Origin of the sequence: Brevundimonas sp., from assembly GCF_035626975.1 — a bacterium.
In the GTDB taxonomy this organism is placed as follows: domain Bacteria; phylum Pseudomonadota; class Alphaproteobacteria; order Caulobacterales; family Caulobacteraceae; genus Brevundimonas.
The window spans coordinates 1-11,733 of the sequence record NZ_DASPMQ010000034.1 but is presented as its reverse complement, the minus strand read 5'-3'; the positions used below and the strand labels follow the sequence as shown (position 1 = coordinate 11,733).

Genomic DNA, 11,733 nt, shown 5'->3' with positions numbered 1-11,733 from the left:
GGCGCCGGCGGCGGGTCGGGTTCGGCCTCGGCCGGCGTCGGGGGCGCGGACGAACCGCCCTGGGCCGGGGCCTCGGTGCGTTGCTCGGGGACCGGCGGCGGCTCGGGCGGCGGCGGGCGGAACAAGGTGACGGCGATCGGCGTTCGGGGTGGTTCGGGCAAGGAGAACGGCGCGGACGTCGCCCCCGACAGGATCAACACCGCCACCACCGCCAGGTGCAGGGCGACACTGAATATTCCAGCGCCGATCCAGTGGCGTCTGGAAGATTTTCCCGTACCTGCGTTCCGTACAGCCATACGTCTCCAGAGTGCAGCCGCAGATATCCTGCGTGGTACTGCAGATCATCTACTCGCGTCAGGATCGTGGCGACCGGCGTTCTCTTGAACCCCGCTTATGGTCAAGCTGACATTTTCTTGCCTCGGACCCGTCATCACTCCGCCGTGACCGCTCCTCTAGCTGAGCATTCGGGGATTCACAGGAGACTTGACTTGAACAGATCGACTTTCAGAACGGCCGCCCTGACCGGCGCGGTTCTCGCCCTCGGTTTCGCCGCCAGCGGCTGCGCCAGCCACCGGTTCGTGCGCGACAACCTCGCCGTGGTCGACAATCGCGTGACCCAGGTCGAGGGCACGGCCGGCGAGGCCCTGGCCCGCGCCAACGCCGCCCACCAGCTCGCCGAGGGCAAGTTCCTCTACGAGGTCGTGCTCTCGGACGATTCGATGAAGTTCCCGACCGACCAGCACGCCCTGTCGCCGGAGGCCGAAGCCCGGCTCGCCGAACTGGTCCAGCGTCTCAAGGCCGAGAACCGCAACGTCTACCTGGAGATCCAGGGCCACACCGACGCGGTCGGCGACGCGGAATACAATGAGCAGCTCGGCGCGGCCCGGGCCGAGGCCGTTCGGCGCTTCCTCAGCCGCGACGGCATCGCCCTGAACCGGATGGCGACCATCTCCTACGGCGAGGAGGCTCCCGTGGCCCCGAACGAGACGCCCGAAGGCCGGGCCCAGAACCGGCGCGTGGCGATCGTCGTCCTGAGCTGATCCGAGGAGCGGTCGCCCGCCTCCCCGGGCGGCCGCCTCCCCTCAGGCTTCGTCGGACGGCGGGCTCCGCCTGTCCCGCAGATGGGCCAGCAGAGCCTCGTAGTGTTCGGCCAGCTCCTCGCTGGCCGCCCGTTCGCGCGTGTCCGGCGCTTCGGCGGCGCGGCGGCGCCAGCAGTCGGCGCGGCTGCGCAAGATATCCTCGTCCATGCGAAATCCGTGTCGGTCGGGCGGAGGCGCCCGGCGGCCCCCGGCGTCCAACGAACGGCCCCGCTCGTTTCATCCAGCCAAGGTTCAGCGCCAGCCCGCGTCCCGGGCCCGGGCCTCGTCCCCGGCGTCCAGGGTCTCTCCGGCGATGAGGGCGTCGACCGCGGCCAGCACGGCCGGCGGCGTGTCCGCGCCCGCGGTGCGGACTTCCGCGCCCGACGCCTGGAACGCCGCCAGCGCCTCGAGGCGCCAGTCTTCGTCGTCGCGGCAGGCCAGGCCGGCGACTCCGGCCTCGCCCGCCTGGAAGGTGCGGCACCAGCGGCCCGCGGCGTCCCGGAAGGTCAGGCCGACAGCCCGTCCCGCATCGTCCGCTCCGTCCGCCGTCAGGCCGCGATCCAGCACCCGGACCAGCTGCGCATCGGCGATGGCGCCGTCGGAGGCGATCGCGAAGCCGTCGGGCGTCCGGTCCTGCCCGAGCCAGCCCACGGTCAGGCCCAGCACGAAACAGGCCGCCGCCGCCCCGCCCCAGACCGGGGCGTAACGGGGCGCGAAGGCCTCGCGCAGGCCGCCCGCCAGCCGCGCCGTCCACGGTTCGGGCCGGGCCGCGCCGCCCGCGATCAGCCGCGCCAGATCGGCGTCGCGCGGATCGGGCGCGACGGGGAAGGCCTCGCGCGCCAGCGTCCGCAGACCGCGCAGCTGCTTCAGGCGCCGCGCAAGCACGGGGTCGGCGGCCGCCGCGGCGTCGATCGTCGCTCCGGCCTCCGGCGTCAGCTCGCCGTCGATGCGCCGCATCAGCAGTTCGTCGTCGAAGGAGTCGGTCATGCGCTCACTCCCTGTTCGGTCAGCGTCTGGATCAAGGTCTGGCGGCCGCGCACCAGACGGCTGGTCAGGGTGCCGGCCGGCACGCCCAGCACCTGGGCGGCCTCCGCGTAGGAGAGGCCGTCGACCAGCACCAGCGCCACGGCCAGCCTCTGATCGTCCGGCAGCCGGTGCATCGCCTCGCGCACGGCCAGCGCGTCGGCGCGCAGTCCCTCGTCGGCCTGGGTTTGGTCGGCGACACCCGGCGTCATCGCGTCCTCCGGCGTCATGACCCGCCCCCACCGGCTCTTCGATCGCCCCTCATCGATATGGATGCGGCGCATGATGGTGAACGCCCAGCTGTCCAGCCGGGTCCCGGGCCGATACCCGCCGCGCCTGGCCAACGCCCGCTCGACGGTGGCCTGGACCAGGTCCTGGGCGTCGGCGTCGGAACGGCACACGGCGCGCGCGAAACGACGCAGCCTTGGCAGAAGCTCCACCAGCTCCGTCTGAAACCCATCCAAGCGTATACTCCGGTCATCTGGATGAAACGTCCCGCCCCGGGCGTTTCATCCCCGGACCTTTCATCCATTGTCGAGCCGACGCCAATGGCCTTTGATGAAAAGTCGAACGGAGCAACCCGGTGCCGATGCGCATTCTGATGGCGGCCGCCCTGGCGGGACTGGCGATCCTGGCGATCGGGGCCCCGGCGCGCGCGCAGATCGGCCTGCCGGGCGGCGTTCCCGGCCTCCCCAGCCTGCCCCGCACCCTGCCCGACCGCCTGCCGGTCGATCCGAACCAGCTCGAGGAGGGCGTGCGCGGCCGCATCGACGGGGCGCTGCAGGCCCCGTCGCGGCTGCGCGACCTGATCCGGCGCTCCGACGGCGCGCTCGAGGCCGATCCGAACGGCTGGCCGGTGGTCCGGGCCGAGATCGTCGCGGTCGATCCGTCGTCGGCCGGCCGCCGGGCCGCGCTGGACGCCGGCTTCACCGTCCTGCGCGAGGAGCGGCTCGAGGGCCTGGATCTCGCCGTCGTCGTGCTGGCCCCGCCCCGCGGCCTGTCGCTGCGCCGGGCCGTCGAACGCCTGCGCGACCTCGACCCGGGCGGCGCGTATGAGTTCAACCACGTCCATAGCCCGGCCGGGCGGGTGGCCGACGAGGCCGCGCCGCCCGTCCCGCCTACGCCGGAATCGCTCGCCGGCCCGGCCCCGGCGAGGAGCCAGGCGGGCGGCGCGCGGATCGGGTTGATCGACACCGGGGTCGACGCGGGCCACCCGGCCCTCGCCGGCGCCACGGTCCGCCAGCGCGGTTTCGCCGGCGCGGACCGACCCGGCGCCCACGGCACGGCGGTGGCGTCGCTGCTGGCCGGCCGATCGGGTTCCTTTTCCGGCGCGGCCCCCGGCTCCACCCTGTTCGTCGCCGACGTCTACGGCGGATCGCCGTCGGGCGGCTCCTCGACGGGGGTCGCGCAGGCCCTGTCGTGGATGGTCCAGAACGATGTGCCGGTGGTCAACGTCAGCCTCGTCGGCCCGCGCAACGCCCTGGTCGAGACCGCGGTCCGTCGGGCGACCGGCCGCGGCGTGCTGATCGTCGCCGCGGTCGGCAACGACGGCCCCGCCGCCGCGCCCCTTTATCCGGCCAGCTATCCCGATGTGGTCGGCGTGACCGCCGTCAACGCCCAGGGCCGGGCCCTGCCGGAGGCCGCCCGGGGGCCCCAGGTCGATTTCTCCGCGCCGGGGGCCGACATGGCCGCCGCCGGCGCGGGCGAGGGTTATGTCTCGGTGCGCGGGGCCTCGTTCGCCGCGCCGCTGGTGGCCGGCCTGCTGGCCCGCCGGCGGGGCCGCGGCGACGATGCGGTTCAGGCCCTCGCGGCCGAGGCCCGCGACCTCGGCGCCCGGGGGCCCGATCCGGTCTACGGCCGCGGCCTCGTCGCCGCCGATCTGCGCACCGCCCCCGCCGCCGTCGGCGCGAGAGGGCGGCTGTCGCGCTGATTTTCCGCGCGGATTTTTCTGAACGCGGGGGATGAATCGCCCGTCCCCTGTCGTTGGACCCTGCGAGGGCGGCTTTCCGCCCGGCTCACTGCAGGAGAGACGAGATGCGCAAGACCCTGATGCTCATGACCACCGCGGTCTTCACCGTGGCCCTCGCCGGCGCCGCGAACGCCCAGGTGCTGGGCGGATCGGGCGGCCTCACCGGCGGACTGGGCGGCCAGATCGGCGGCCTCGGCGGCTCCCTGGGCGGCAACGCCACGGGCGGCCTGACCGGCTCGGTCGACGGCTCCTTCGCCCGCGACCGGCTGGGCGAAACCACCGCCCGCGCTGACCGCCTGCGCGAGCGGGCCGAACGTCGCGCCGCCGCGGCCCGCGCTCGCGCCGAGAGCAGCGCCGCCGCCGCGCGTGATCGCGCCTCCGCCACCGCCGACGCAGCCGGCGGCGCGGCCGGCTCGGTCGCCGCCGACGCCTGGGGCTCTGGACAGGGGGCCGTGAACGGCGCGGCCGGCTCCACCTCCGGGTCGCTGACGGGCGTGCTGAACGGCGCGGCCTCGGCGGGCGGCGGCTCGATCGCCGGCGACGCCTCCGGCTCGGGTTCGGGCTCGGTCGTGTCCGGCCGGGATTCGGACACGGCCGCCCCGGCCCCCGCGCAGGGCGAACGGCCTCGCCAGAACCGCCGCCGTCGCGTCGACGCTGACGCCTCGGCCGAGGGCTCGGCTTCGGCCTCGGCGAACCGCAACAGCGGCGCCTCGGTCAGCGCCGGCGCCAATGCCGGCGCATCGGCCAGCGCTCGTCGCGACGACTGACGGTCGCTCCCCGAACAGCCTCCAGCCCCGCCGGCTCCCCGCCGGCGGGGCTTTTCGTACGGGCGACCGACGGCCCGTTCTAGCCCGTCACGGCCGCGATCCCGGCCAGCAAGGCAGCCGCGGTGATGGGCTTGGCCACGTGCAGGTCAGCGCCCGCGGCCAACGCCTCGTCGCGATGGCGAGCCATGGCGTTGGCGCTGAGCATCACCACGGGCGTGCGCGGCCGGACCGGATGGGCCCTTTCATGGGCCCGGATCGCGCGCGTCGCGGCGAGGCCGTCCATGAGCGGCATCTGCATGTCCATCAGCACCAGGTCGAACAAGCCGGTTTTGAAGGCGGCCAGGGCCTGGAGGCCATCGTCGACGGTGACCACCTCCGCCCCTTGGGCGCCCAGGATCAGTTGAACCACTCGCTGGTTGGTCGGATGGTCGTCGGCGAGCAGCACCCGCAGCGGCTGGTCGTTCGCCGCGCGGACCGTGTCGCTGCGCGCACCGTCGCCTGATATCCGGCCCGCCTCATGCCCGGCCCCGTGGCCGGCGAGACCTTCGGTGCGGGCCAGGGGCAGGTCGATCCGGAACAGGCTTCCCTCGCCCGGCGTCGATTCCACCACGATAACGCCGCCCATCATCTCGATCAGGGACTTGCAGATCGACAGGCCAAGGCCGGTGCCGCCGAACCGCCGGGTGATGGTCGTGTCGGCCTGGCTGAAGCGCTGGAACAGCACGGCGGCCTGTTCGGGCGCGAAACCCACGCCGGTGTCGCGCACCTCCAGCAGCAATCGCGACGGCTCCCCGGTCCGGGCAGGCTCCACGACATCGAGCCGGACCCCGACGGAGCCGCGGGCCGTGAATTTGACCGCGTTCGACAACAGGTTGGTCAGCACCTGCTTGATCCGTGTGCTGTCGCCCATGAAGGCGCCGGCCGCCGAGGCGCCGCGCCGGACGTCGAACGCCAGGCCCTTGGCCTCGGCGCGCATCCGGGCGCTGTCGACCACCCCGTCCAGTTCGCACTCGAGATCGAACGGCCGGATTTCGATCTCCAGCTGGCCCGCCTCGATCTTGGACACGTCGAGGATGTCCGAGACCAGCCGCTCCAGGGTGACGCCGGAGCCCCGCACGAGTTCGACCATCTCGCGCTGCCGGGGCGTCAGTTCGGTTTCCGCGAGGACATCGATGATGCCGATGACCCCGTTCAGAGGGGTGCGAATCTCATGACTCATATTGGCTAGGAAGTCGCTCTTGGCCTGGTTGGCGACTTCGGCGGCGGCCTTGGCCTCGATCAGGGCGCGCTCGGCGGCGACCCGGTCGGTGACGTCTCGGGCCACGCCATAGATCCGGTCGCCGACGCGCCGGGCCCGCCATTCGAGGGTGCGATAGCCGCCGTCCTTGTGAAGATAGCGGTTGATGAAGCCGACCACCGGGTCGGCGGGGCCGCGGGTCTCGACCTCGACGACGCTCTCCATCGTGGCGGCGTGATCGTCCGGGTGGAGCAGGCGTAGCAGCGGCCGGCCCTCCATTTCCTCTGGCCGGTGGCCGAGAATGGTTTCCCACGACGGACTTGCCCGGACCACCCGCCCGTCCAGCTCGCGGATGACCAGCAGGTCCAGCGAGACGTCAAAGAAGGTCGTGATGGCCAGCGCATCGACGTCCTGACGTGGGATGGACAACAGGGACGGCATCAGAAGGGAAATCCTGCGAGGCGACCGGAACTGCCGTGAGTCTGGGACCGCAGAAGTTAAGACGGTCCCCTCCCTGCCCGTCAGACGGGCGGCGCGCCTGCTTCCACCGCCCCGAACACCCGCCGGAAGCTGACCCTCAGCGCTTCATCGGCCTCGTCCATCGTCGCCAGGACGCCGAGGTCGACCAGGCTGGTGACGCCGTGCTCCTCGATGCCGCAGGGCACGATGCCGGTGAAATGGCCCAGGTCTGGCTCCACGTTCAGGCTGATGCCGTGGAAGCTGACCCATTTGCGCACCTTGACGCCGATGGCGGCGATCTTGTCCTCGCGCGACCAGCCGGGCCCCTTGCGTTCGACCCAGACCCCGACCCGGCCCTCGCGCACGTCGGCCTCGACGCCGAACTCGCCCAGGGCGCCGATGATCCATTGTTCGAGGCCGCGCACGAACGCGCGCACGTCCCTGCCGCGCCGGTTCAGGTCCAGCATCACATAGGCCACGCGCTGGCCCGGCCCATGATAGGTGAACTGGCCGCCCCGGCCGGTGCGATGGACCGGAAACCGGTCGGGCTCGAGCAGGTCGCCGTCCTTCGACGACACGCCGGCGGTGTAGAGCGGCGGGTGCTCGAGCAGCCAGACCAGTTCCGCCGCCTCGCCGCCCGCGATGGCCGCCGCGCGGGCCTCCATGGCCTCGACCGCGACCGGATAGTCGACATGGCCGGTGGAGACCGCCCATTCGACCAGGGCGCCGTCCTCGCGGATCAATTTCGATACGGCCGTGCTTAAGGTCTGGGAAAGCATGTCGCCCTCAATGTGGGGGTTGGGAGCGCCATGCAACACCGACCCACCCAGTCCCAGTCAGCGTCAGAGTCCCCCATGAGTCAGATCGAAGCCGTCGATATTGAGATTTCGGTCGTCCTGGGACGCTCTGTTCTGCCGATGAGCCAGCTGCTGCGGATGGGCCGCGGGGCGGTGATTCCGCTTGACGCCTCGGAAAGCGACGAGGTCTGGATCCTCGCCAACAACCACCCGGTGGCCCGCGGCGAGATCGAGATCCGCGAAGACAGGATCGCCATCACGGTGACGCGCGCGGCCGACGTGTACGACTTCATGGCCGGGGCCGCCTGAAGACGCTTGGCAGCGCGCCTTCTCTCCGCTATCAGCCCCCCTCCGATGCGAGCGGTCGTGGCGGAATTGGTAGACGCGCAGCGTTGAGGTCGCTGTTCCCTAACCGGAGTGGAAGTTCGAGTCTTCTCGACCGCACCATCGAAATAATGAGGAAAAACATCGGCTTACGCTGATTGACAGACAGGGAGGCCAAGCGTGAGCAACACCGCAACCGCCCCCCTGTCTGGTCCTCCTGTCGACGAAATCGAACATGTGGCGCTCGATGAGGACTATGTTCTCACGGCGGCCTTCGTCGAAAAGGTCGTTGACGCCTCCGACGCTGGCGACGGCCTGAAACTCCGCTCCCTGCTGGAAGACCTGCACCCGGCTGACGTCGCCGACCTGATGGGCTTCCTGACCTCCGAGCATCGCGCCGTGGTGGTGCTGTGGCTGCCCGCGGACCTGCTGGCCGACACCCTGCCCGAACTCGATGACGGCATCCGCGAGGAGGTGCTGGAGCGGGTCCCGCACCTGACCCTGGCCGAGGCGCTGCAGGAGCTCGACTCCGACGACGCCGCCGCCGTGGTCGAGGACCTCGAGGACGACCAGCGCGAGCGCGTGCTGGCCGCCATGCCCGAGGTCGATCGGGCCGCCATCGAGAGTTCGCTGGGCTACGCCGAGGACTCCGCCGGCCGCCTGATGCAGCGCGAGGTCATGGCGGCGCCATCGTTCTGGAACGTCGGCGACACCATCGACCACATCCGCAAGCAGGGCGAGGAGTTGCCCGAGCTGTTCTTCGACATCTATGTGGTGGATCCGCTGAACAAGCCGGTCGGCGGCGTCGCCATCAGCCGCCTGCTCCGTGCGCCACGCGCCACGCCCCTGACCGAGATCATGGATCCGGTCAACGAGATCACCGTTGACCAGGACCAGGAAGAGGTCGCCTACATCTTCGAAAAATACCACCTGATCTCGGCCCCGGTCACCGATACCGCCGGCCGCCTGGTGGGTCAGATCACCGTCGACGACATCGTCAACATCATCCAGGAGGAGAACCGCGAGGACATCCTCCGCCTCGCCGGCGTGTCGGACGAGGATCGCGGCTCGTCGGTGTCGGAGATCGTGCGCGGCCGGGTCCCCTGGCTGGCGATCAATCTGGCGACCGCGGTGCTGGGGGCCAGCGTCATTGGCTGGTTCGAGGGGACCATCCAGCAGATCGTGGCGCTGGCGATCCTGATGCCGATCGTCTCGGCCATCGGCGGCAACGCCGGGACACAGGCGCTGACCGTGACGGTGCGGGCGCTGGCGACGCGCGAGCTGAACAGCTCCAACGCCCCGCGGACCTTCTGGCGGGAACTGGCCGTCGGACTGGCCAACGGGCTGGTGCTGGCGCCGCTGATCGGCATCGCCACCGCCCTGTGGTTCCGCGACGAGGACTGGCGGATCGGACTGGTGATCGCGGCCGCCATGGTGTTGAACCTGCTCGTCGCCGCGACGGTCGGGGTGCTGACGCCGCTGACGCTGTCCAAGCTGAAATTCGACCCGGCGGTGTCCTCGGCGGTGTTCGTCACGGCGACAACCGACTTCTTCGGCTTCCTGATTTTCCTCGGTCTGGCCACGATCGTGCTGGTGTAATCCCCTCTGGACCGGCGCGGGGTTTGCTGGTTCTCCCGTTGAGCGAGCACGTCCGTCTCGATTTGGGTCATTCAGGTGTCCGACGCGACCACCCATCGTTTGAAGGTCTCCCGCGAGGGCGTCGTCCTCATCAAGAGCTTCGAGGGCTTTCGGCCGCGCGCGGTGCGGGACGAGGACGGCGGCTGGGTCATCGGCTACGGCCACAAGGCCTCGGCCCGTGAAGGCCTGACCGTCGGCGAGCAGGACGCCGAGCTGCTGCTGCAGTACGATCTTCTGCCAGTGGTGAAGGCCCTGAACGAGCGGGTGTCCGCACCGCTCAACCAGCACCAGTTCGACGCGCTGGCCAGTTTCGCCATCTCGGTCGGCATAGATCGCTTCCTCGCCTCCGACGTGCTGCAGCGGCTGAACGACGGCCACGCCGGCGAGGCCGCCGACGCGCTGATCGGTTGGCCGGAGGCCACGCCGCCGGACGCCCGGTTGCGCCGCCGGGCGGCCGAGCGCGCCCTGTTCGTGGCCGATCCGGCCACCCCGATGCATCTCGCCGATCTGCTGGCCGCGCCGCTGCCGCCTCCGCCGTTGGCAGAGCCGATCGCGCAGGAGCCGCCGATCGTCCGTCCCGACTTCGGCGCGTCCGCCGACGCGCGGGCCGCGGCCGTCGCCAGCCTGCTGGGCGAGGAGCCGCCGACTCCGCCTTCCGACGAGACGCCAGCGCCGAAAATTCCGGCGTTCGAGCCGACGGCCTTCGAGGCGGCTCCGGCGGTCACCACCATTCACCTGCAGCGCTATTCGCCCTACGCAGCGGCGATCATCGGTCCGCTGCCGGGCTTCCCGAGCGCGACGGAACGGCCGTCGACGGCCCCCATCGAGCCTGCGTCCGCAAGTGCCGAAGACGCCCCGCCGGCCACTGAAGCACCGACGGTCGAGACCGCGCCTGAGGAACCCGTCGTCCCGCTCGTCCCGCCGGCGCCGGGGATTTCGCCCTTCCCCCCGATGGAATCGCCGCTCGTGCTGACTCCGGCGACCGAGGCGGATTTCGTCGAGACCACCCGGCCTGCGTGGGAGCCTGAGCAGCGGGCCGGCCCGACCCGACGGGACGAGGAGACGGTGCTGTTCGAGGAGGAACCGGCTCTTTCCGTGATGCACCACGAGGTCGAGGCCGTCGTTCCGCGACGGTTCGACTGGAGCGAGACGGGCATGTACCTGGTCATGGGCTTGCTGGGTCTGGCCGCCTTCGCCTTCTCCGCCGCCGCGTTCCGCAAGGCCATGCTCGATACGTCGCCGTTCCACGACTTCACGGTGATCGGATGGGTTCTGGCCCTGATCGGCGTGACCTGTGTCGGCGTGTCGTCCTTCAATCTCTATCTGCGCTGGAGCCGCCGGGACTGACTTTGCCTGTCGCGCGGCGCAGTGCTACGCCCGCGCCATGAGCATCCCCAACGCCCCCCAATCGATGGAATTCGGCCTCGGCGAGAACGCCGACATGATCCGCGAGACCACGGCCCGCTGGGCCGCCGACCGCCTCGCGCCCCTGGCCGCCGAAATCGACGAGAAGAACGAATTCCGGCGCGAGCTGTGGCCCGAGATGGGCGAGCTCGGCCTGCACGGGATCACCGTCGAAGAGGAGTACGGCGGTCTCGGCCTCGGCTACCTCGAGCACGTCGTGGCGATGGAGGAGGTGTCCCGCGCCTCGGCCTCGATCGGCCTGTCGTACGGGGCGCACTCCAACCTGTGCGTCAACCAGATCCGCCGCTGGGGCACGGAAGAGCAAAAGCGCCGCTACCTGCCGAAGCTGATCTCGGGCGAGCACGTCGGGTCGCTGGCCATGTCGGAGGCCGGCTCCGGCTCGGACGTGATGTCGATGCGCACCCAGGCGCGCAAGGAGGGCGACCGCTACGTCCTCAACGGAACCAAATTCTGGATCACCAACGCCCCGTCGGCCGACACCCTGGTGGTCTACGCCCGCACCGGCGAAGGCAACGGGGGCGTCACCGCCTTCCTGATTGAGCGCGGCATGAAGGGGTTCAGCGTCTCGAAGAAGCTGGACAAGATGGGCATGCGCGGCTCGGACACGGCGGAACTGGTGTTCGAGGACTGTGAGGTCCCGGAAGAAAACGTCATGGGCCCGGTCGGCGGCGGCGCCGGCGTGCTGATGAGCGGGCTGGACTATGAGCGGGCGGTGCTTTCGGCCGGGCCGCTGGGCATCATGCAGGCTGCTCTGGACGTGGTCCTGCCCTACGTCCGCGAGCGCAAGCAGTTCGGCAAGGCCGTCGGCAGCTTCCAGCTGATGCAGGCCAAGATCGCCGACATGTACGTCGCGCTGAACAGCGCGCGCGCCTACGCCTACCAGGTGGCGAAGGCGTGCGACGCGGGCAAGACGACGCGGTTCGACGCGGCCGGAGCGATCCTGCTCGCGAGCGAAAATGCGGTGCGCGTGGCGAGCGAGGCGGTGCAGGCGCTCGGCGGCGCCGGCTACACCAAG

Annotated in this window: 12 protein-coding genes, 1 tRNA gene and 1 pseudogene; 8 read left to right on the top strand and 6 right to left on the bottom strand. The window is 71.0% G+C overall.

Going from position 1 to position 11,733, the window contains the following annotated elements:
- Positions 1 to 296: pseudogene (locus VEB62_RS08615) on the bottom strand (hypothetical protein); the annotation flags it as partial.
- A 192-nt stretch (positions 297 to 488) separates the two neighbouring features.
- On the opposite strand from VEB62_RS08615, the gene VEB62_RS08610 reads away from it, so the two are divergent.
- On the top strand, positions 489 to 1,040 hold the full coding sequence (locus VEB62_RS08610) for an OmpA family protein (RefSeq protein ID WP_324798095.1): 552 nt from the start codon (positions 489 to 491) through the stop codon (positions 1,038 to 1,040).
- A gap of 42 nt (positions 1,041 to 1,082) precedes the next feature.
- On the opposite strand, the gene VEB62_RS08605 is transcribed toward VEB62_RS08610, so the two are convergent.
- From VEB62_RS08605 to VEB62_RS08595, 3 genes are all read right to left on the bottom strand, one after another.
- Positions 1,083 to 1,247: a hypothetical protein gene (locus VEB62_RS08605; protein WP_324798093.1), complete on the bottom strand. Its 165-nt coding sequence runs from the start codon at positions 1,245 to 1,247 to the stop codon at positions 1,083 to 1,085.
- An 84-nt stretch (positions 1,248 to 1,331) separates the two neighbouring features.
- Positions 1,332 to 2,066 (bottom strand): hypothetical protein, encoded by a 735-nt coding sequence (locus VEB62_RS08600; protein ID WP_324798090.1) that lies wholly within the window; start codon positions 2,064 to 2,066, stop codon positions 1,332 to 1,334.
- Complete coding sequence (locus tag VEB62_RS08595) at positions 2,063 to 2,566, bottom strand: RNA polymerase sigma factor (protein ID WP_324798088.1); 504 nt, start codon at positions 2,564 to 2,566, stop codon at positions 2,063 to 2,065. Before VEB62_RS08595 ends, VEB62_RS08600 begins: the two co-directional genes overlap by 4 nt.
- Positions 2,567 to 2,691: 125 nt before the next feature.
- Between VEB62_RS08595 and VEB62_RS08590 the strand changes: the two genes are divergently transcribed.
- Both VEB62_RS08590 and VEB62_RS08585 read left to right on the top strand, forming a co-directional pair.
- Positions 2,692 to 4,032 (top strand): S8 family serine peptidase, encoded by a 1,341-nt coding sequence (locus VEB62_RS08590; protein WP_324798097.1) that lies wholly within the window; start codon positions 2,692 to 2,694, stop codon positions 4,030 to 4,032.
- 104 nt (positions 4,033 to 4,136) lie between these two features.
- Positions 4,137 to 4,838, top strand: coding sequence for a hypothetical protein (locus VEB62_RS08585; RefSeq protein WP_324798086.1), 702 nt, complete (start codon positions 4,137 to 4,139; stop codon positions 4,836 to 4,838).
- Positions 4,839 to 4,917: 79 nt separating this feature from the next.
- On the opposite strand, the gene VEB62_RS08580 is transcribed toward VEB62_RS08585, so the two are convergent.
- The gene (locus VEB62_RS08580) at positions 4,918 to 6,516 is read right to left on the bottom strand and encodes a PAS domain-containing hybrid sensor histidine kinase/response regulator (protein WP_324798083.1); all 1,599 of its coding nucleotides are present in this window, start codon (positions 6,514 to 6,516) and stop codon (positions 4,918 to 4,920) included.
- 80 nt (positions 6,517 to 6,596) lie between these two features.
- Positions 6,597 to 7,313 (bottom strand): lipoyl(octanoyl) transferase LipB, encoded by a 717-nt coding sequence (gene lipB / locus VEB62_RS08575; protein WP_324798081.1) that lies wholly within the window; start codon positions 7,311 to 7,313, stop codon positions 6,597 to 6,599.
- A 75-nt stretch (positions 7,314 to 7,388) separates the two neighbouring features.
- Here lipB and VEB62_RS08570 point away from each other — a divergent pair, with 75 nt between their 5' ends.
- The 5 genes from VEB62_RS08570 to VEB62_RS08550 form a co-directional block, all read left to right on the top strand.
- A complete protein-coding gene (locus VEB62_RS08570; RefSeq protein ID WP_324798077.1) occupies positions 7,389 to 7,640 on the top strand; it encodes a FliM/FliN family flagellar motor switch protein in 252 nt (83 codons plus the stop codon).
- A 51-nt stretch (positions 7,641 to 7,691) separates the two neighbouring features.
- Positions 7,692 to 7,778: transfer RNA gene (locus VEB62_RS08565), tRNA-Leu, on the top strand.
- Between the two features lie 57 nt (positions 7,779 to 7,835).
- Positions 7,836 to 9,254, top strand: coding sequence for a magnesium transporter (gene mgtE / locus VEB62_RS08560; RefSeq protein WP_324798074.1), 1,419 nt, complete (start codon positions 7,836 to 7,838; stop codon positions 9,252 to 9,254).
- 75 nt (positions 9,255 to 9,329) lie between these two features.
- Complete coding sequence (locus VEB62_RS08555) at positions 9,330 to 10,640, top strand: glycoside hydrolase family protein (protein WP_324798072.1); 1,311 nt, start codon at positions 9,330 to 9,332, stop codon at positions 10,638 to 10,640.
- Between the two features lie 37 nt (positions 10,641 to 10,677).
- On the top strand, positions 10,678 to 11,733 hold a 1,056-nt coding region (locus tag VEB62_RS08550), incomplete at its 3' end, for an acyl-CoA dehydrogenase family protein (RefSeq protein ID WP_324798071.1).